This window comes from Bacillus cereus group sp. MYBK30-2 (genome assembly GCF_051915945.1).
Lineage (GTDB): Bacteria > Bacillota > Bacilli > Bacillales > Bacillaceae_G > Bacillus_A > Bacillus_A paramycoides.
On record NZ_JBQAFR010000001.1, the window covers coordinates 1754543 to 1775867 of the forward strand.

Genomic DNA, 21325 nt, shown 5'->3' on the forward strand with positions numbered 1-21325 from the left:
CCCCTTTAACGAAAAAATAGCACTTAAAAAGTGCTATTCCGCTCTCCTTGCCGCTTGTTGAATTGGATCCCAAACGCTGTTATATGGTGGTGCGTAACTTAAGTCGACATCTTCTAAATCGTGAATGCTCATTTTATTGAAAAGTGCCATTGCGATAACATCAATACGCTTATCTACACCTTCTTCACCAATTACTTGCCCGCCTAATAATTGTTTCGTATCAGAACGATATAGTAATTTCAAATAAAGTGGTGTAGCACTCGGATAATAGCCTGCCATATTTGTTGAATCTATTTTTACTGTTTTATACGGAATATTTAATCCGCTCGCTTCTTTTTCATTTAACCCCGTTCTCGCTAATGTAAGATCCATAAATTTAATAATTCCTGTACCTAAAGTACCTTTAAAGGCTCTTCGTTTATCAACCATATTTAGCCCTGCAAGTCGCCCTTGTTTATTTGCGGTCGTTCCAATTGGAATATGATCATGAATCTCTTTTATAACGTGATAATGCGTTGCACAATCTCCTGCTGCATATACATCTTTCACATTCGTTTGCATATAAGCATTTACTTCAATTGCACCTTTATAATTTTTACGTATATTTGTCCCCTCAAGAAAATCAGTATTTGGCTGTACACCGACAGATACTAAAACGAGATCTGTTTTATACGTACCTTTATCCGTCTCAATTAGCTCTACTCTCTCTTTTCCTTTAAACGCTTTTACATTTTCATTTGTTAAAATTTCGATATTATGTTTATCCGCTTCTTTATGTATATATTCCGCCATATCAGCATCATAAATTGTGCCAATATGATCGTTTCGCTCAATCATTCTTACTTTCTTTCCTAGTTCTACAAATGTTTCTGCCATCTCTAGACCAATTGCACCGCCGCCAATAATCGTTACTTGCTCAACACTATTTGCTTGTAACGTGTCCAATATACGCTCAGCATCCGGAATTGTTTTTAAAAGATGAACACCTTGTAAATCCCTTCCTTCCCAATCCGGCATAACAGGTCGTACACCAGTCGCAATTAATAATCGATCATATGGAAATTCAAAGACATCTTTCGTCTTCGTATGTACTGCATACACAATTTTATTTTCAGTATCCACTTTCGTTACTTCATGACGCACTTTCGCATCTATTCCGTATTTATCTCGAAATGTCTTTACATTGCGTGCGATCAATTTTTCAGTTGAAGCAATAGCACCGCTAATTACATACGGTAGTCCGCACTGAGCGTATGAATATATTTCACCTTTTTCTAACGTCACAACATTTGCAGTTTCATCGTTTCTAACAATTTGCATCGCTGCACTCATACCAGCTGCATCTCCGCCAATTATGACATAGTTCACTTTACCACTCCTTCTTTTTACATACTCTTTACGATTTCCATATTTTATAGAAATAACACCTACTTCTATTGTAAAGAAAGAGAATTTCCTCTACAAATTTGTGGCACAAGATATTTGGAAAGCCACTCGCTTCGCCTCAGCATCACACGCCGGTAAGTCCATATTTCCGGTCGGTACTGTTAAAATTATTAACTTATCTCCAGATACAATAACGGTTACTACATCAGCAGGATCAGATGATACACTTAAAATATTCGTACCACCCCATTCTGAAGCAGCTTTAACGAATTTACTGAAAGAATTCTCCTTCCTCAAGCGTGTGAAGGGCGATAGCCCAACGGTAGGTGGGAGATGAATTTCGGTTTGGCATAGCCAAAATTTTTTGATAAACTAGCTATATGAAGCTCTTTGATAACTTGATATATGAGGTTGCAGGAAGAAAATAGAGTGCGAAAACCAAGCCATTCGGTTCCTGCGTAAAATATCAACCGTACCAAAAGAGCGTCCAAGCGTTGGACATCTAGGGTTGGAACACTCCGAAGTAACGCTCAGGGAGATGAAAGGTTGCTTTCGTCGTGGAACTGAGAAGCTCTCACTTCAAGCTTTGCTAAGTGGTGAGTAGTTCACCATCTGGTCCTTTATCTGATGTACAGGCTAGTACATCAGGAAAAGCAAGCAGAGTCACATTCCTCTTTCATATTTTTTTCTCATGAGATCCCAATTCAGCTAAATAACTATAGAAAAGGTACAGTAATATGCACTGTACCTTTTTCACGCACTCTATTCTCTTGATTTGATAAGTTCAACATTATAAGATTCAATATTAGTTAACGCTCCTGTAAAATAAGGATTTTCTCTGTACCAAGACTGTTTTGAAAAGTACGCTTGCATATCTTTCGTTTGAAAAATATGTCCATGTCTTGCGTATATTTCATTTCTAGCAATTTTCAATTGTTCTTTCGTTAAATATCCCAAATCCGCACTCGTTAATTTACGAATATCACTATCAGGGAAAATGAAACCATTATATACATATTGAGTCGTAACTGGCGGGGTGACATTGTAAATAACTGTTTTTTCTGTACCTTTCTTTTGAAATGGAAGACTATAAGTCGACAGTGCGGTGACAGTTTCCACCTTTGTCATTTCTCTTCCGTTTTCACCATTTCGTTCTAAATAAATCGTTGCACTTCCATCAGTAGATATAGGCCCCCACGTAATCTCTTCTCCAGTCAACGTTGTAACTGGCTTTTGATTCACATATAATGTCGCACCAGGCGCATTCGTTTGGACTGTAATATATTGTCCTTGTAACGTTAAATCTACCGTTACATTATTTTGGCTTTGTTTCATAAGTACAACCTTTTCTTCACGGGATAGTTTCACATATTCATTTTTATATTCTGATTGAAACAGTTGTACCCCTGGAAGAAACGGTCCATATTGCTTCTCAAACTTTTTATCATTCGTCTTATCAAGCTCTTTACCGTTCACCTTTAAAAATGTATCTTTTTCATTTGTAAGTAACGTTGCATAATATGTCTTCGCTTTCAATTTATACCGATCAAATAAAAAGAAATACTTCCCGTCTTTTGTTAAAGAAAAATCTACTCTTTCTATTCCCTCACCCTGCTTTTGTCCTTGCTTCATATAACCTTTCAATTCATTAACGTAAGACGGATTTTCTTTTATATATGAAAATAGAGGCGCTAAACTCTCTCTCGTTACAATAACCGCTGGGTCATCTGTCGTGACCATCTCAGCCAGTTGCTCCCCGTTCCTCTCTTGTAAAACAGTAATCATACGGTCTACTTGTGCTGATTGCGAATAATATGACCCACCATACATATACAACCCGCCCATTACTATCACAAAAAGTGCTAAAAGTATAATTCCAATTTTTGTCCCTTTGCCCATTTTCTGCTTTTGTACTACAGGACGTCCCCTCTTCGTCCCACAGTTTTGGCAAAATTGCACTCCGTCTTCAAACTGAGTTCCGCACTTTGTACATACATTCATCCGTTCAACCACCTTTTCATTAGAAGCCAGTTAATCCTCTGGTAAAGGTTTGAATTATCGTGTTAATGTAAGACCAAAGTACAATCCATGTTGCAATCCCAATGAAAACATTTGCGATAATAAGTGTGTAAACAGGATCTAAGCCGCCGTTGTCTAGTTTTAATATAGCTACAATTATACTAATCCCTATATATGTTGTAGCTACCCATAGTAATATCGGTAAGAAAAAGATTAATAAGAAACTAAAAAGAAACGAAAGGACTAATATAGCAATAGCCGGAGTCGCTATCGTTCCCCATATACCGAATACTTCAAGAAAAGAAAAAGATGATTTCATCATCTTACCACTTACAAAAATAATAAATCCGACAAATAAAGTTAAAATTAATAAAAATAAAAAGACCGTTACAGATTCTCCAAAAAATGTGGGAGTAGATATATCTGGTGCAAATGTTCTCGTAACGGCTGTTGCTGCGCTCATTATTCTATAAAATATACATGCTCCTAAAAAACAAATAAGCACAAGACTCACTATCCCATTTCGCACTTCAATACTTCCACTTTTCATAATCGCTGTCGGTGCTTTTAACGCATTTTGAAAGAACTGAAAATAACCACTTGCAAATTGTTTCGCTTGCTCTACCGTTTCATTCGGCCGAATTTCCTTTACTTGCGCTGCGCGCGATAGTTGCCCTTCTTCCTGTGTACCACTTGCTTCCGCTTCTTCCGTTAACGAATGTCCACAATTCCCACAAAACTTTGCCTCCGCTGCATTTTCTGTACTACACACCGGACATTTCATTCTCTCATCCCTCCTTAAGCATATACCTTATAGGGTGTTACAGATTCAATATATGACTTTGGACATAAAACATGACTACAAGAAAAAGATTATGAAATCCTCCCTTCGAAAGAAAATATATGTACTAGTAATCTAGAAAAATAATGCTATTATGAAACATAGCAAATAAAGTGAAACTTTAAACAGATTGGATGAAAGACAATGGAATTTGTAAACTCAATTTTTCAAATACTCCTTACAAGTGTGATCCAACTATTTTCTTTAATTGGAGTCATCATTGTAATTGGATTTCTATTAGGTTATTTAGAATCTCTCACACGAATGTATTGGTCAAGGGCTTTCGGAAGAAAAGGATTCCTATTAACTGCGTGGATTGGTGTTCCTATTCATGAACTTGGACATGCAATTATGTGCGTACTATTTCGTCATAAAATTGTAGCAACGCAGTTCTTCCCAACAGATACAAGTCAAGGTGCTCTAGGTTACGTACAACACCAATACAATCAAAAAAGTGTATATCAGCGAATTGGAAATTTCTTTATTGGAATCGGCCCTATTATTTCTGGTATTACCGCATTAATCCTTTTAATGCGCTATTTCGTACCAGGGTCATATTCTTTATTTAATAAGACTCTCGAAACAACGATTGCATCTACGTCTATTAATTTAGAAATGATTCAAAACATGTTTTTATCAACATTCTTTTTATTAAAAAGTTTATTTACAATAGACAACTTATTAACCCCTTCATTTTGGTTATTTTTATTTATCGCTATTTGTATTTCCGCACATATCGCTTTAAGTAAACCAGACATTAAAGGATCAATAGACGGTGTCATCATCATGTTTATCGTGTTATTTTTATTCAATATAATAGCGGGACTCTTTCAGTACGACAGTAACCAACTAATTGGTAAAGTAATGAAATATAATATGTATCTCATTGCGTTTTCTAGTGTGGCGCTGCTGTTCTCTTGTATTTCTACACTTGTAAGTTTTGTATTTTATAAGATGAGAAGAGGGCGTTCATTTTAAATATAAAAGGTATCCAAAGAAAATTTGGATACCTTTTTATTTCAATACATGCTTTTCATAAAGATACTTTTCTGGTGATACTATTTCGCAATTTTCCCCTTCTTCAAGAAACCTACTCACAATCGAATAATGCGACACACCGACTATAAATAAAATGCGCTCCTCAAGTGAGTCAATTAAGCGAACGATATTCGAATACATGATTAAGTTTCTTTTGTACCACCACGTTAACCATTCCATTCCAACATAATGACCAAAATCACCGATACGTGCCATATTTACATATAACTTATGCAGCTGATTAAATATCTCCTGATTATTCATTTCTTGATAAAACTCTAGAACACTTTTAGTATCTGTTAAGTTTATTTCTGGTACTAAACTAAATATTTCTGCGAATAGTTCTGGTTGATTTTCTTCCACCCATTTATGTACATCCCAGAAGTCAACAACATCACTTCCACCCATCCAATCAATCGCATATACTTGTTCATGCTTTAAGTTTGCTGCAATTCTAAAAGCAATTTGATCTATTTCATTTAATGCCAATTCATATGTACCTAACTTGTACTGCTTAAAATTCTCATTTAATTTATCCTGATTATCTGTAATGCTTTCAACTGCAATTTTTGTTGGCTGGAACTTCTGCACGATAGAAACAAGTTCTGTGATTTCAGCTTGTCTCTCGTCCGACAATAATTCTTCATGCTCACTCATATGGCATGATCCTAGTATTAGGACTTTCGGTTTGTTTTCTGTCATTTTATCCCCCTCCGCCTATAGTTTTCAGTCTATTCAATCATATCAAATCAAATCTAATTGTAAATAATTGTATCAACCAAAAAAAGACCATCTAACTTGCGATGGTCTTTCTATTTCTAAAAAACTATCTCTCACTTCTATAATCACAATTCTCAACTGGAACACGAGCATGCCCCTCTTCATCGGTACACCATGACTGTGACTGAAAGGCAAGGAAAATACCTATCCACTCTTCCCTCTTCTCAAAATGAATGAGCAAACCCCCATCTTGCCATATACCGTCATCACCTTGCCATTTCTCTACATTCCCTTGATTCATATGAATATCGTGTATACCGTTTCCAGGTGTAAAGTGGAAATATGAATCCGGAACCTTTTCTTCCGGTCCCCACCTTTCACCAAACGCATAAATAATTGCTTTCTCATCTATTGCTCTTTTTATATAATGTTCTATTTTCTCATTTAAATCATTATCAGATCCCGATTTTTCAGCTGGCAAAGGAATCATTTGTTTTGAATGAAATAAATTACCCCTTACATAATCTAAGGCAACTCTCGGCTCGTTATTTTTCACTTCCGTAAATCCAAACGATAATGTCGGTAAAATTCGAATAGCTTCTGAATCAATATGTTCGCTCGCAAAATATAAAACTTCTGACGGATAACTTTGCGATTTTACGTTAATTGCAATGCGATAATCTACTCCTACTTCGCCTTGTAAATGAACTTGATAATGAGGTGTTTTCCCTTTTCCTATCTTAGATTGTATAACTGTACCTTTTAACACACCGTAGTTTTTTAAGGGCATCTCTTTCATCTCCTATTCATTTAGTAGCAGCTTTACATACTTACAAATTATCCAATCATAAAGAAAATCCTCCTATGTTAGGAGGATTTTTCACTTTATCCCGCATTAACGGGTAGTAAGACCCACAAAAAAAAATCCAGCGGGAGCCTGACTGCCCGTAAAAGCCCGATTGGTTCAACTAATAATTAGTGGGGATGAAAAACGCTCCCAACTAATTAAAGTTTCACTTTATCAATACGTACCAAAAAATAACTTCTATCACCACAAGTAACACCGCACCAAAAATCATTAACGTCGTTTTCTTTAATAGTTCATTTTCACGATAAGGGATATTACATAAATAAGCACCAAGTGTAATACGTGATGGACAAGCGATTGTCGCTACTGATGATGCAGTATTTTGAAGCGTTGTGACGTATTGCCACGGGAGTGCTACGTTTTGAGCTGTTTGCATTTGCAGTTTTATAAACATCGCATTTGATCCTGCGTTACTACCTGTTAAAAAGCCACCAATTCCGCCGATGAATGGCGCAACGAAAACGAAAAAGGTACCAAATGTTTCACCAGCTGTTTTTGCGAGTAATGAATGCATACCAGATGCTCCCATTAGTTCTGAAATTGCAATGAACATTGTTGTTGTAATGGCAAAAGGAATCCATTGTTTTATTGTTTGCGAGATTGCTTGTTTAATAATAGTAGATGGAATGCGGAAGAAAATAATTGTAAATAAACAAGTCATACCAAGCCAAAATCCTGGCGAATATAGCAGCTCTATTTTGTAAGAGTATGATTTTAAATCGAGAACCGCATATGACCTAAGCGAATCATGTAATACTGGAACGAGGCGAGAAAGTAAAATACAAACTGTTAAAAAGATATAAGGGCTAATAATTTTTATAATGGATACTTCTCTCTCTGCAGCAGCCGCATGTTCCGTTAAAAGGTTTTGCTCACTTTTCCCTTTTAATTTAATGATAAGAAAGCCAAATGTAATTGTAACGATAGAACTTAATATCCCTGCTAATTCAACACTTACGTACGCGTTAGAAAGATAGATTCCGATAGAAAATAATAGAAAGAAACCTACTCCTTCCTTCCACTTTTTTATAACTGCCTGAAAGCCACCGACAACATATAAAGACAGAATAATAAAGTAAGCAAAAATCGGGATGCTTAATAGCGCTGTATTTGTGCCAAGAGTTGTGAGCGGCATGTTAATAAGCTGAGAACCGATAATTGTACCGGTCGCCATCGCGCCCCATGAGCTTGCAAGTAGGCCGATAAACGAGAGTAGCACAGCTTGAAATGGTTTATAGCCGAGAGAAAGAAAAATAGGTGCTGCGACCATAAAGCCAATTCCGAACCCACTTACTGATTCAATAAGTGGACAAATACCAAAACACATAAGAAGCATTTGCAATAATCGATCGTGCGTGACTTGTTCTAGAAATCTCGCTACTTGATCGATATACCCCATTTTGTTCATGAGGTGAAATAAAAAAATACCGAAAAACAAAACGTATCCGACAATAAAACAAATTAACCAACCTTTAATCGTTGCGTGTACAGTTTCACTTATCCCTAATTGAAACGTCGGCGAGAGTAAAACGATTCCGACAGAAACGGCATAAGAAATTAATGAAGCCCTTAATGACGTTTGTTTAAACAAAAATAAACAAATGAAAATCATCATAATCGGGATAAGTGCCAACAATATTGCCATGCTATCATCTCATTTCGTAAAAAATGCAATTTTAACTATTATATAACAGATGTTGTAATTTTCAATTAATTTTATAACAGATTCAAAAGAAGAGCCAAGCGGCTCCTTTTTTAATGATTTATATATTATCTTTTATCTTGAAAAACCATCTGCTGCCGAAGCATCTTTTCTAGAACAACAAACACAATATAGGCACATACTACTTGCAATGCAACATTCCCAAATTTCATTAATGAAAATGAATGAATCAATTGAAACGATACTAAATAGTTCTATACTAATCGAAAATATACATACTTCTAAAATAGATTGCTCTTGAATTCGATTTAGATTAGAGAAGGTGAATAAATATCCTAGAAGCAGAGCTAGTAATTCTATTTTCGTCATGCTAATTAGCCAAGCGTATAGTGGCTGTAAAAAAAAAGATATAATAGTTTACGTCTTAGCATGCCTTCTCACCCTCTAAATTATATGTATTTTCTGTATATTTTAACATTTCTTAAAGGAAACAAAAAGAAGAGACTTACGCCTCTTCTTTTTGTTTTACTGCATGTATTAACTCACATATTTCCTCTTGCTTTTCATTTTCTAACAGCTCAATGACTTTACTTCCAACGACAACACCGTCACATATCGTAATCATTTCTTCTATTTGTTCTCGTGTTGAAATACCGAATCCTGCAACTACCGGTAAGTGGACGTGTGATTTTACTTTTTCTAAGTAACTATGAATCTCGTCTTTAAAGTTTTGACGTACTCCCGTTACCCCCGCTACTGTAACAGCGTAGACGAATCCTTGTGATTCACTCGTAATTTTTTCAATCCGCTCAATTGGGCTCGTTACGGTTACGAGTGGAATTAAAGCAATATTTGCCTCTCGAAGTAATGGAGCGATAATATTTTGTTCTTCATACGGTAAGTCTGGAACGATAATGCCATCCACACCTGCTTCAAGACAGCTCTCTATGAAACGTTCTTTTCCAAATGCGAGAACGGGATTTAAATATGTCATGAGTACAAATGGAATTTGTACTTCTTTCCTCACTTCAGCTAATGCTTGAAAAATACCTTTTAATGTTACACCGCTATCTAACGCTCTTTTTCCTGCTCTTTGAATAGTTGGACCGTCTGCGACTGGATCTGAAAATGGGATACCAATTTCAACAATACTTGCCCCCGCTTCATCTAGAAAACGGATTTGTTCTTTTAATTTTCCAAGACCACCATCTCCACCCATTACGTAAGGAATAAATGCTTTCTTGCCATTTTCAAACGCTGCTTTAATTTTTTCTACTCCCATTTTTTACACCTCTTCCATATAACGTTTTATGCTCTCTACATCTTTATCACCACGGCCGGATAAACAAATGACAAGTCCTTCGTCTTGCTTCATTTGCGGTGCTAGTTTTAAAGCGTATGCAACAGCATGTGAGCTTTCTAATGCCGGGATAATGCCTTCTTTTTTCGTTAATAATTGGAACGCTTCTAACGCTTCTTCATCTGTGATCGAATGGTAAGAAACGCGGCCGATGTCTTTTAGTAAACTATGTTCTGGTCCAACACCCGGGTAATCCAGTCCTGCCGAAATAGAGTGCGCTTCTTGAATTTGTCCTTCTTCATTTTGCAGAAGGTACATCATTGACCCATGTAAAACACCGACGCTTCCTTTCGTTAAAGTCGCTGCGTGCTTTTCTGTATGGACCCCTTTTCCAGCTGCTTCTACGCCGTAAAGAGCAACTTCTTCATCGTGTACGAACGGATAAAATATTCCCATCGCGTTACTACCACCGCCAATACAAGCAACGACTGCTTCTGGTAATTTCCCTTCTAACGCTTCATATTGTTTTTTCGTTTCTTTTCCAATTACACTTTGGAAATCACGGACAATTTGCGGGAATGGATGTGGTCCGAGAACTGATCCCATAATATAGTGCGTATCATACACGTGTGAAACCCAGTAACGAAGCGCCTCGTTCACAGCATCTTTTAATGTGCCGCTACCGGCCGCTACGCTTTCTACTTTCGCTCCGAGCAATTCCATTCGGAACACATTTAATTTTTGACGTCTCACATCTTCTTCTCCCATGAAAATGACGCATTCTAAACCGAGAAGTGCACATACAGTAGCTGTTGCAACTCCATGTTGTCCAGCCCCTGTTTCAGCGACAACTTTTTTCTTACCCATTCTTACCGCAAGAAGTGCCTGGCCAATTGTATTGTTAATTTTGTGAGCTCCTGTATGATTCAAATCTTCACGCTTTAAATAAATCTTTGCCCCGCCGCAATACTTCGTCATATTTTCCGCAAAATATAGCGGTGTTTCTCTTCCAACATACGTTTGTAAATAATGATTTAATTCCTTTTGAAACGCTTCGTCTTGCATCGCTTCTTTATATGCTTCTTCTAGTTCTAATACGGATTGCATTAACGTTTCTGGAACGTATCGTCCTCCGTATATACCGTAATGACCTTTTTCATCTGGATATGAATAATTCATTTGGAACACTCCTTCGCTTTTTGTATAAATTGTTTTATTTTCTCTATATCTTTCTTTCCTTCTGTCTCTACTCCACTGCTCACATCGATCATATAGGGCTGAACGGTTCGAATTGCTTCTTCTATATTAAGGATGTTTAATCCACCAGCTAATATCGTTTTCTCTCGCAACTCGTTTGGCATATGTGCGAGTAACTCCCATGAGAATGTCTTACCATTTCCTCCATGAAACCTTTCTTTCGGGCTATCAAATAATACATAATCAGTTTCGTATATATTTGCGTTTTTAATTTCACTCTCCGCAACTACTCCTACCGCTTTTATAGACGGAATATTCAATCTTCTAATGTGATAATTTTCCTCATCCCCATGTAATTGCACATGTGTTAACCCGCACTCATCTGCGGTTTTCTGGATCACTTCTACTGATTCATTTACGAAAACACCAACTTTTAAAACGTGCGCTGGAAGTTCCTGAATAATTTCTTTCGCTTGCTCGGGAGTGATTTTCCGTTTACTTTCTGCAAAAACAAATCCGATTGCATCTGCACCGTATTCGCACGCACTTTTCGCTGTTTCAACATCAGTAATACCGCAAATTTTCACTTTCATATTTTCACCTTACATTCATCGAAAAAGCTGCTAATAGAAGATGTTGTCATAAGTGCTTCACCAACTAATACACCTTTTGCACCAGCTCTTTTGACGCGAATAATATCCTCTTTTGAATGAATGCCACTTTCGCTAATCCATAGTAATTTTTCCTCATTCAATCGTTTTCCGAGCTTTTCTGTTTGGCTTACATCTACTTCGAACGTTTTTAAGTTTCGATTGTTAATGCCAATAACATGTGGATTTAATTCAATTGCAATTTCTAGTTCTCGTTCATCATGAACTTCAACAATCGCTTCTAATCCTATTTCTAGTACGTAGTTATAAAGCTCTTTTAACTTCTCTTTCGTTAACGCCGCTACGATTAATAAAATAAGATCTGCTCCTGCTTCATACACCCTATCAATTTGAATTTTATCGATTATAAAGTCTTTGCATAAAAGCGGAATGTTACTTTCTGCTCTTGCGGTTTGTAAGTCGTGAAACGATCCTTTAAAAAATTGACTATCTGTTAAAATGGAAACCGCTCCAGCACCGCACTCTTCATATGTTTTAACTTGTCTTGGTACATCAACGTGTAAATTTATATCGCCTTTTGATGGAGACGCTCGTTTCACCTCTGCGATTACAGTAAACTGCTCTAAAGCTTTTACAAGTGAGTGTGTTTGCCTTTTTGCCATTACTGGTGAATACGTTTCATATAACTCCGCAACTTCTACTTTCTTTTGCTCTACAATTTTGTCTAAAATTGTCCCCACTTTAATTCACCCTTTCTAATTTTTCATAACTTGCTGTAATTAATAAGTTTAATTTTTCTAATGCTTTTCCAGAGTCAATGCTATGTGCCGCTAGTTTAATTCCTTCTTCAATCGATTCCGCTTTTCCGTTTGCGAAAAGAGCAAGCCCTGCATTTAATAAAACGGTATCGCGGTATACGCTTTTTTCTCCGCTTAATACTCCTAGCGTAATCTTTGCGTTTTCTTTTGAATTCCCGCCTCTAATTTCTTCATTTTTCACTCTTGAAAAACCGTAGTTTTCTGGTACAATACTCGTTTCAATTATTTCATTACCTTTTAAAATGGCGACGTAGTTTTCGCCTTGTAATGATGCTTCATCTAAAAATCCACTTCCGTTTACAACGAGCGCTTGTTTTCTGCCAAGTTTCTGCAATACTTTCGCTACCGGCAATAACATATCTCGTTTATAAATACCGACAAATTGTGTTTCTAAATTAACTGGATTCGTTAAAGGCCCAATTAAGTTAAAGATCGTCGGAACGTTTAATTCTTTTCTTATTTTCATAATGCGTCGTAATGCTGGATGCATCGCTGGTGCGAACAAGAAAGCAATTCCTACCTTTTCTAATAAGTAATCAATCTCACCCGGCGTACAGCTAATGTTTACACCGAGTTCTTCTAATAAATCAGCACTTCCTGTTTTACTAGAAACAGCGCGGTTTCCGTGTTTCGCAACCTTTACGCCAGCTCCTGCAAGTACGAATGCCGATGTTGTACTAATATTGAATGTTTGCGCACCGTCACCACCTGTACCGCAATTGTCCATCGCGCCTTTTATATGATTTGAAAATGGTAATGCCTTTTCGCGAAGAGCACGAACGAGACCATATATTTCTTCTGCTGTTTCTCCTTTCGCTTTCAGCAAAGCTAAAAAGGCAGCGATTTCGCTTTCTAATATGTTTTCACTTAATAAAAGGAGCCCTGCTTCATACATTTCTTCTTCTGTTAAATGCTGTCCCTCTACTAATTTTCGAAGATAACCGTTCATACTCTTTCCTCCTCTTTCACTTGTGCTAAAAAGGCACGTATTAATTTCCCACCTTCTTCTGTTGCAATTGATTCTGGGTGAAACTGTAATCCAAAGAGTGGATAATAATTATGACAAACCGCCATTATTTCTCCGTCATCCATCGCTGTCGCTAATACGTCAAAGCATTTTGGCAAACTATTTTGCGCTGCGACGAGTGAATGGTAACGCATTGCCGTAAGCGGCTGCGTAACGTATGAAAAGATTGATGTTCCGTTATGTTTCACTCGCGATGTTTTTCCGTGTTTAATGCGCTCCGCTCTAACAATTTCTCCTCCAAATGCAGATATAATTGCTTGATGACCGAGGCAAATACCTAAGATGGGAACGTTCTTATAAAAGTGACGAATGATTTCGATACAAACCCCAGCATCTTCTGGTTTCCCAGGTCCTGGTGAGAGCACAATTCCTTTCGGCTTCATCTCCTCTAATTGTTCAATTGTTATTTGATCATTTCTTACAACAACAATTTCTTCCTCGTACTCGCCTAATAGTTGATACAAGTTATATGTGAATGAATCATAGTTATCAATCAGTACAATCATTTCATAACCTCCAAAAGCGCTCTCGCTTTATTTAATGTTTCTTCATATTCAGCTACCGCGTCCGAATCGTAGACGATACCCGCTCCTGCCTGAACGTACGCTTTCTCATCTTTCACAACCATCGTTCGAATTGCTAGCGCCATATCAAGGTTTCCTGAGAATGAAATATACCCAACTGCTCCGGCATATACATTTCTTTTTTCATGCTCTAATGTATTGATGATTTCCATCGCTCTAATTTTCGGAGCACCCGATACTGTGCCCGCTGGTAAACAATACGCTAATGCATCGAATCCACTCATTCGTTTTCGCAATGTTCCGTAAACTTCAGATACAATGTGCATAACGTGAGAGTATTTCTCTACTCTCATATATTTATCTATCGTCACAGAGCCAATTTCACTTACTCTGCCAATATCATTTCGGCCTAGGTCTACAAGCATCATATGCTCTGCTCGCTCTTTCTCATTTCCTAACAGTTCTTTTTCGATTTCCTCATCTTCCTGCTTCGTTTTCCCTCTCGGCCTCGTACCAGCAATTGGATTTGTCATCACCTTACCGTCTCTTACTGATAGTAAACTTTCTGGTGAAGAGCCGAGAACAACGTAATCTTGAAAATCGATATAGAACATATATGGCGATGGATTCGCAATCCGAAGTTTCCGGTATAATGCAAATGGATCTCCTTTACATTCACTTCGCAAACGCTGAGATAATACAACTTGAAAAATATCTCCGGCCCGAATGTATTCCTTCGCTGTTTCTACCATTTCACAAAATTCTTTTTCAGTTACTGAAGAAGTAAATGATAAAGGTGATAGCACTTCACTTACCGCGGTCTCTTCTCCACTTAGTACTTCCTCTTTGTATACTTGTAATCTTTCATAGACTTCTTCATAGGAGCTAGAATCGTCTTCCTTGTATACATATACAAACGATAATTTTTGGCGTAAATGATCGTAAACGATGAACTCGCGATACAGTAGTACGTGTACTTCTGGGATATTTAATGGGTCAATTAATTCCTCTCCTATATTTTCATACTGCCGAATTACGTCGTAGCCGATATATCCAATCGCTCCTCCGCCAAACGGGAATGGACTCTCTACTTGCTCTGGTGCGAGTATTTCTTCTAATACGTGTAATACATTTTTTTGAAGTTTTTCAGTTTGATCATTTAACGTTATTTCTACGACTGTACCAACGCTTTTCACTTCTCCATAAGGATTACACCCTAAGTAAGAGTAGCGTCCTTTATCTTGATGAAGCTGTGAACTTTCTAATAAAAACTTGTTCTGCCCTTTCATACGTCTATATAAAGAAATTGGCGTAATGCTATCTCCTTCTTCTTCAGCAATTATTAAAAATGGTTTTCCTAGTTCTTTTTGCTTCATAAATTCTTCTTTCGTCATCATGCCTTTCACCTCACTCTGAAAAATAAAAAAAGTCCCCTACATATCGAAATATGTAGAGGACGATAAATTTACCGTGGTACCACCTCATGTTGGATGCAAAAGCATCCCGCTTTATTCAGGTACAAAATATATACCTTATCCTTGTAACGGCGGAACCCGGGTTGCCTACTGAAAACAATTGTTCAGCATACCTCTCGTAAGCCCATTCCGTATATGGCACCGCACCGGGCTCCCACCTGTCCCCGGCTCTCTGTAACGTCTCCAAATATACGTACTCTTCTTACTTAAACGATTTAACATATTTAATTTTTATAGGACGTTCAACAATTTTTTATACACAAAAAGGGAGTACTCATCCTATAGAAAGGACGGGTACTCCCGTGGTGCCACCTTAATTCGTTACGAATGTAACGCACTTTGCCGTATCAAAAAATAATACGTGTCTCTTGTATCGATGAGATCATGTCGCCAAAGCCTACTTCTTTCGTTTCGGTTTGGAAGCTCCGAAGCCCATTCCACATCAATCCCATACTGATTCGCACCAACCATCAGCTCTCTGACATGTTCATCATGTGTACTCTTCTTCATCAACGCTTGCATTTTTTTAAGTTGCACTCATTATATTCCTCGTTTTTCAAATAAGTCAATACTTTTTCCAAAAAAAAATATTTTTTCTTCATTCAATATTATATTGACAAAACAACCTGTTTTTATGTAAATATAATAAATACTCTATTAAAATTAAGGTTTTTTGTCAGAAAATTATATATTACAAAAGCAAATTAATGTCAAAAAACGCTTACATTTCAGAAAATTCATATTTCCGCATGGATTTTTCTGAATAATCATGATAGATTATACATATGCAAAATGCATCCAAAGACATTACAAAAGGAAGGGGAACTACATGAGTACGCAGATGTTAACTTTAACTTCTATCTCTATTTACATGCTCGGGATGTTAGTAATCGGCTATTTCGCCTATAAACGAACGTCCAACTTAACAGATTATATGCTTGGCGGGCGTACACTAGGCCCCGCAGTAACAGCATTAAGTGCTGGAGCAGCTGATATGAGCGGTTGGCTTTTAATGGGATTACCCGGTGCAATGTTTGGCGTTGGATTAAGTAGTAGTTGGATTGCGATTGGCCTAACACTAGGCGCATACGCAAACTGGATTTACGTCGCTCCTCGCTTACGTACCTACTCTGAAATTGCAAACAACTCTATTACTATCCCAGAATTTTTGGAACACCGTTTCCACGACAAATCTCATATGCTACGCCTAGTATCTGGACTTGTTATTATGATTTTCTTTACTTTCTATGTAGCTTCAGGATTAGTTTCAGGCGCTGTATTATTTGAAAATTCCTTTGGTATGAACTATCATGTTGGATTATTCATAGTTGCAGGCGTTGTTGTAGCTTATACACTATTTGGCGGTTTCTTAGCTGTAAGTTGGACAGACTTCGTGCAAGGAATCATTATGGTAGTCGCTCTTATTCTTGTTCCGGTTGTAACAATTATGCATGTAAATGGGCTTGGCCCAGCATTCGAAACAATTAAATCTATCGATCCAACATTATTAGATATTTTTAAAGGCACTTCTGTATTAGGAATTATTTCATTATTCGCTTGGGGCCTTGGTTATGTTGGACAACCTCATATTATCGTACGCTTTATGGCGATTTCGTCTGTAAAAGAAATTAAAACTGCACGCCGAATTGGTATGAGCTGGATGATTTTCTCTGTTGTCGGAGCTATGTTTACTGGTCTTATCGGTATTGCTTACTATTCACAAAATGGCTTAACAATTGCAAACAAAGAGACCATTTTCCTGGAATTAGGGACCATTTTATTCCATCCACTTATTACTGGATTTTTATTAGCTGCAATTTTAGCAGCGGTTATGAGTACAATCTCATCTCAGCTTCTCGTTACTTCAAGTGCGGTAACTGAGGATTTATATCGTACATTCTTTAAGCGTTCTGCTTCTGATAAAGAACTTGTATTTGTCGGTCGTATGGCTGTTCTTGGTATTGCACTAATTGGGTGTGCATTAGCGTTTAAACAAAATGATACGATTTTAGCTCTTGTTGGATATGCTTGGGCTGGATTTGGTTCTTCATTTGGACCTGCTATTTTATTAAGCTTATATTGGAAACGTATGACGAAATGGGGCGCACTTGCTGGTATGATTTCTGGTGCCGCTACTGTAATTATATGGACTCAATTCAAATTCTTGAAAGATTTCTTATATGAAATGATTCCTGGTTTCGCTATTAGTTTAATTGTAATCGTAATTGTTAGTTTACTAACAAAACCTTCAAAAGAAGTTGAAGAGCAATTTGAAGATTTCGAAAAACAACATAGCCTATAAAAATAACCTCCGCTTTTAATATACAAGCGGAGGTTATTTTTTATTATAGACAGTTTTCTTCTCGAATTTAACAATTTCTTTATGTTTCGTTAAATTTACTATAACATTCTTCCTTTATATTATTAATATCAACACTTATACAGAAAGGGGACTCCAAAATGTTAGCATCTTTACAGCGACAACATATAAGAAAATTTTCACCTATCACAAATACTTCTGCTTCTTGCTTAAACATACAACCAAATCCACCTAAAATTTCAATTGCTCCTTCTGTTATATCTGTAATTGGTATTCATATACAAAAAAATAAGCTAAAAATAAAAATGGGACAAAGCGCTGATTTATCAGCTTCCGTTTTGCCAATGCAGGCAACGAATAAAGAGCTTATATGGACAAATATGAATTCCGACGTCATCACCATATATCCAAAAGGTGAGACTGTAACAATTACAGGAAAAAGTGCGGGAAGAGCAGTTGTTATTGTCACAACTGCCGAAGGAAAATTCCGTGAATTATGTATCGTTCACGTACAATCTTATATGACAAATCCAAAGTAAAATAAAGAGAGTGGATACGAAGCCACTCTCTTACTTTATTTCTATGTGAGGATTTTTTCTTTTTAACAACGAATTAAATTCTTCTTTATTTCTTGGAGAAATAAGTTCTGTTTTATATGATCCGTATAGAATTTCTAATCGATCAAATGATAGTGCATAGACTGCTAACGGATTTTTCGTATTAGAAATTTTCTTTATATCTTTTATGAAAATCCGCTTCTTAATAGGTCCTGATTTAATAATGATTACTTCTTCCTCCACAATATACTTTGTCGTAAACCAGCTCCAAGTAAGTACCATAGCTAACGGAATTGTAAAAAACATAAGAAAATATTCTCTCCCTGCAAAGATTGGAGCAATGCATGCACCAATAACAACTAGAAAAATTGGATATAACCATGCGTCTTTTTTTGATGGAAATTCCACTAAACTTCCCCTCTCTTGATTTAAGTCAATGAACCCCCTTCTCTTTCCTATTACAATGAAAGCAACATTAGAATAGGAGGACGTATTATGACTGAACGAAAGTATGCCTTATTTGCTGGTACTTCTCTTCTTGCTATGGCATTCATTGCATTTTTTTCTTACGGTTTTGTTCACGCAAATCTCGTTGTACAAGGAGATGCGAGCACGACACTCCATAATATTCAAAATTCAAATTCACTTTTCAAAGCGGAAATCTTCGGATGGATTATCATTTTTATTACTGATATTATCGTCGCATGGGCTCTTTATTTCTTTCTAAAGCCTATCCACGCTAGTCTCTCATTACTAACTGCCTGGCTTCGTCTTATGTATACAGCACTACTTGGAATTGCTATATTCAATTTAACATTTGTATTACTTCTTTCTAAAAGTACAGTCGCTAATCCAGAAGCATATATAATGTTATTTCTAGAAGCTTTTGAATACATTTGGTCTGTAGGATTAATCATTTTCGGCTTACATCTTCTCACGTTAGGATATGTAACCTTTCAATCTAAAAACATACCGAAAACCATTAGTATATTACTGCTCATTGCTGCAATCGGTTATATCGTCATTAACGTAATGAATACGATGTTTTCGCAATATGATGCAATCATTTCGTTTACTAAAGTTTTATTCCAATTGCCTATGATTGCAGGTGAATTAGGACTTAGCATATGGCTACTTCTAAAAGGCGGCAGAAAATCTATTACTTAAGTCTTTTCTTTATTCTGCTTAACGATTCTGGCGTAATACCAAGGTAACTTGCCAATTGATATTGAGGAACACGATCGATTAAATGAGGTCGTTTTTGTAATAATGATTTGTAGCGTTCTTCTGGTGTCGATGCAATAAATAATGTAAGCTCTTCTTGTATTTCACCAAAATTGTATTCAATCATTTTGCGTGTCATTTCTTCTAACTGTGAATATTTATTATACATGTCCTTTTCATTATTAAGGTCACCCACGACTACTATACAATCTTCTAAACACGTTAACGTATGTGGGGATGATTTATCTTGTTTATGATGGTTAAAATTTGAGATCGCTTGTTCTTCTGTATAGAAATTTGATGTAACTTCTTTTCCAGATTCATCTATACAATGTTGCCTAATGCATCCTTTTAATACAAAATAACATTTAGACGGAACATCTCCTTGTCTTAAGAGCACTGTTCCTTTTTTATATTCTTCAATTTGTAACTCTTCCACGATCATGCGCTGCTGTTCTTCACTTAATGTTGTAAGATTTGTCATGTATTTCATTAAAATTTCTTTCATCTTTGCTTCTCCTTCCCTTTGTATGAGAAACGTATGATTGAACTCCACTATATAATCTCTTTTATTTTCAGCATAGAACAAAAAAAGAGAAGTTACCAATAACCTCTCTTTTCGCATATTACAATAAATTCGTTATAGTTCCTGTGTATACACCTGCTCGTTCACCACATTTTTTGATGGTCGTTTTTGTTGCTGTAGTAAGAAAACAGATACACCAAACAATACGAGCATACTGCCGATAATTTGCATTGCGTTTAATTTTTCTCCAAGTAAGAAGAACGCTAGTATAGATGCCCCAACTGGTTCTCCTAGAATACTCATTGAAATTGTTGTTGCATTTACGTAGTTTAATAGCCAGTTATTAATTACGTGTGACACTGTCGGTACAATCGCAAGTAAAAGAAAAATAGTCCAGTCCCACTTCGTATAACCTGTAAAAGGCACTTGCAGTATGGCATTATACATTCCCATGAAAATACCTGCGAATGCAAAAACTGTAAAGCTATAAATCCAATGCGATACTTTCTTTACTGTCGTTTGTCCGATAAATAAATAACCGACAACCGCTATTACACTTAAAAAGGATAATATATCTCCATAAATTGCTTGTTTACTTAAACCTAAATCTCCCCAGCCAATACACATTACACCTAATATAGCGATACCCATCGTCGCAATTGCTGAATAGGTTGTTCTTTCTTTAAACAGAAAAAAACCTCCAACTAAAGACACGATCGGTTGAAGTGCTAAAATAATTGTCGAACTAGCAACTGTTGTATGCTTTAAAGACTCAAACCATAAAAGAAAATGTAGCGCTAAAAAGAATCCAGATCCAATTAAAAATCCCCAATCTTTTATTTGAATCTTACTAAACTCTTCCCGTTTTTTCCAAACGATAGGCAGCATAATAAGTACAATAATCCATAAACGATACATACTTAAAATGGAAGATGGTGCTGAGGACATCTTTACAAAAACTGCTGCGAATGAAATGGCTATAATGGAAATTGCTAATGGTAGTGCGATTGATCTTTCTTGTTTCAAATCCTGTCTCCCCTCTCACCTGTAAAAAATCCCACTTCATTATATCCGTTTTCTTTCATAACTTAAATACTAATTTTTTAGATTCTTCATACCATTATGGTAAAATAGAAATGAAAGCACCTATTAGTGAATATTTATTTCCTTTTTCACTACAAGCGTCGCTCTTACAATCATTACAGTAAATT

The 21325-nt window shown here is 36.5% G+C and carries 20 protein-coding genes, 2 pseudogenes and 2 other annotated features; of the genes and pseudogenes, 5 read left to right on the forward strand and 17 right to left on the reverse strand.

Features of this window, described 5'->3' with window-relative positions; genetic code table 11:
• Positions 1-33: 33 nt before the first annotated feature.
• A complete protein-coding gene (locus ACTFQM_RS09230) occupies positions 34-1368 on the reverse strand; it encodes an FAD-dependent oxidoreductase (protein WP_327908290.1) in 1335 nt (444 codons plus the stop codon).
• Between the two features lie 103 nt (positions 1369-1471).
• Between ACTFQM_RS09230 and ACTFQM_RS09235 the strand changes: the two are divergent.
• Positions 1472-1657: pseudogene (locus tag ACTFQM_RS09235) on the forward strand (hypothetical protein); the annotation flags it as partial.
• A 491-nt stretch (positions 1658-2148) separates the two neighbouring features.
• Here the strand turns inward: ACTFQM_RS09235 and ACTFQM_RS09240 are convergent.
• Both ACTFQM_RS09240 and ACTFQM_RS09245 read right to left on the reverse strand, forming a co-directional pair.
• Positions 2149-3387 (reverse strand): TcaA 3rd/4th domain-containing protein, encoded by a 1239-nt coding sequence (locus tag ACTFQM_RS09240; protein ID WP_440034115.1) that lies wholly within the window; start codon positions 3385-3387, stop codon positions 2149-2151.
• Between the two features lie 19 nt (positions 3388-3406).
• Positions 3407-4189, reverse strand: coding sequence for a zinc ribbon domain-containing protein (locus tag ACTFQM_RS09245; RefSeq protein WP_440034116.1), 783 nt, complete (start codon positions 4187-4189; stop codon positions 3407-3409).
• A 201-nt stretch (positions 4190-4390) separates the two neighbouring features.
• On the opposite strand from ACTFQM_RS09245, the gene ACTFQM_RS09250 reads away from it, so the two are divergent.
• On the forward strand, positions 4391-5224 hold the full coding sequence (locus ACTFQM_RS09250) for a hypothetical protein (RefSeq protein WP_440034117.1): 834 nt from the start codon (positions 4391-4393) through the stop codon (positions 5222-5224).
• A gap of 36 nt (positions 5225-5260) precedes the next feature.
• Here ACTFQM_RS09250 and ACTFQM_RS09255 read toward each other — a convergent pair whose 3' ends face one another.
• The 11 genes and pseudogenes from ACTFQM_RS09255 to trpE all read right to left on the reverse strand — a co-directional run bounded on the left by ACTFQM_RS09255 (position 5261) and on the right by trpE (position 15409).
• A complete protein-coding gene (locus ACTFQM_RS09255; protein WP_440034118.1) occupies positions 5261-5986 on the reverse strand; it encodes a DUF5694 domain-containing protein in 726 nt (241 codons plus the stop codon).
• Between the two features lie 124 nt (positions 5987-6110).
• Positions 6111-6803: a DUF2278 family protein gene (locus ACTFQM_RS09260; protein WP_440034119.1), complete on the reverse strand. Its 693-nt coding sequence runs from the start codon at positions 6801-6803 to the stop codon at positions 6111-6113.
• A 214-nt stretch (positions 6804-7017) separates the two neighbouring features.
• Entirely contained in the window at positions 7018-8517 is a 1500-nt protein-coding gene (locus ACTFQM_RS09265) for an L-lactate permease (protein ID WP_440034120.1), read from the reverse strand.
• Between the two features lie 125 nt (positions 8518-8642).
• Positions 8643-8904: pseudogene (locus ACTFQM_RS09270) on the reverse strand (DUF4029 domain-containing protein).
• Positions 8905-9040: 136 nt separating this feature from the next.
• A complete protein-coding gene (gene trpA / locus ACTFQM_RS09275) occupies positions 9041-9817 on the reverse strand; it encodes a tryptophan synthase subunit alpha (RefSeq protein WP_440034121.1) in 777 nt (258 codons plus the stop codon).
• Positions 9818-9820: 3 nt separating this feature from the next.
• A complete protein-coding gene (gene trpB / locus ACTFQM_RS09280) occupies positions 9821-11014 on the reverse strand; it encodes a tryptophan synthase subunit beta (protein ID WP_440034122.1) in 1194 nt (397 codons plus the stop codon).
• Positions 11011-11625 (reverse strand): phosphoribosylanthranilate isomerase, encoded by a 615-nt coding sequence (locus ACTFQM_RS09285; protein ID WP_440034123.1) that lies wholly within the window; start codon positions 11623-11625, stop codon positions 11011-11013. The genes trpB and ACTFQM_RS09285 overlap by 4 nt, the downstream gene beginning before the upstream one ends.
• Positions 11622-12383 carry an indole-3-glycerol phosphate synthase TrpC gene (gene trpC, locus ACTFQM_RS09290; RefSeq protein WP_440034124.1) on the reverse strand — a complete coding sequence of 254 codons (762 nt, stop codon included), beginning with the start codon at positions 12381-12383 and terminating at the stop codon, positions 11622-11624. The genes ACTFQM_RS09285 and trpC overlap by 4 nt, the downstream gene beginning before the upstream one ends.
• A gap of 1 nt (position 12384) precedes the next feature.
• On the reverse strand, positions 12385-13410 hold the full coding sequence (gene trpD, locus ACTFQM_RS09295; protein ID WP_440034125.1) for an anthranilate phosphoribosyltransferase: 1026 nt from the start codon (positions 13408-13410) through the stop codon (positions 12385-12387).
• Entirely contained in the window at positions 13407-13994 is a 588-nt protein-coding gene (locus tag ACTFQM_RS09300) for an aminodeoxychorismate/anthranilate synthase component II (RefSeq protein ID WP_440034126.1), read from the reverse strand. Before ACTFQM_RS09300 ends, trpD begins: the two co-directional genes overlap by 4 nt.
• Positions 13991-15409: an anthranilate synthase component I gene (gene trpE / locus ACTFQM_RS09305; RefSeq protein WP_440034127.1), complete on the reverse strand. Its 1419-nt coding sequence runs from the start codon at positions 15407-15409 to the stop codon at positions 13991-13993. Before trpE ends, ACTFQM_RS09300 begins: the two co-directional genes overlap by 4 nt.
• A gap of 52 nt (positions 15410-15461) precedes the next feature.
• Positions 15462-15707, reverse strand: a binding site (T-box leader).
• A 63-nt stretch (positions 15708-15770) separates the two neighbouring features.
• Positions 15771-16009, reverse strand: a binding site (T-box leader).
• A 307-nt stretch (positions 16010-16316) separates the two neighbouring features.
• Between trpE and putP the strand changes: the two genes are divergently transcribed.
• The gene (gene putP / locus ACTFQM_RS09310) at positions 16317-17789 is read left to right on the forward strand and encodes a sodium/proline symporter PutP (protein WP_025149169.1); all 1473 of its coding nucleotides are present in this window, start codon (positions 16317-16319) and stop codon (positions 17787-17789) included.
• Positions 17790-17947: 158 nt separating this feature from the next.
• On the forward strand, positions 17948-18346 hold the full coding sequence (locus ACTFQM_RS09315) for an Ig-like domain-containing protein (RefSeq protein WP_002170878.1): 399 nt from the start codon (positions 17948-17950) through the stop codon (positions 18344-18346).
• A gap of 30 nt (positions 18347-18376) precedes the next feature.
• On the opposite strand, the gene ACTFQM_RS09320 is transcribed toward ACTFQM_RS09315, so the two are convergent.
• A complete protein-coding gene (locus ACTFQM_RS09320) occupies positions 18377-18772 on the reverse strand; it encodes a PH domain-containing protein (RefSeq protein ID WP_440034128.1) in 396 nt (131 codons plus the stop codon).
• Positions 18773-18859: 87 nt separating this feature from the next.
• Between ACTFQM_RS09320 and ACTFQM_RS09325 the strand changes: the two genes are divergently transcribed.
• On the forward strand, positions 18860-19531 hold the full coding sequence (locus tag ACTFQM_RS09325; RefSeq protein ID WP_440034129.1) for a DUF4386 domain-containing protein: 672 nt from the start codon (positions 18860-18862) through the stop codon (positions 19529-19531).
• On the opposite strand, the gene ACTFQM_RS09330 is transcribed toward ACTFQM_RS09325, so the two are convergent.
• Entirely contained in the window at positions 19524-20096 is a 573-nt protein-coding gene (locus ACTFQM_RS09330; RefSeq protein WP_048370042.1) for a Crp/Fnr family transcriptional regulator, read from the reverse strand. The genes ACTFQM_RS09325 and ACTFQM_RS09330 overlap by 8 nt on opposite strands.
• A 132-nt stretch (positions 20097-20228) precedes the next feature.
• Complete coding sequence (locus ACTFQM_RS09335) at positions 20229-21140, reverse strand: DMT family transporter (protein ID WP_440034130.1); 912 nt, start codon at positions 21138-21140, stop codon at positions 20229-20231.
• Positions 21141-21325: the final 185 nt, after the last annotated feature.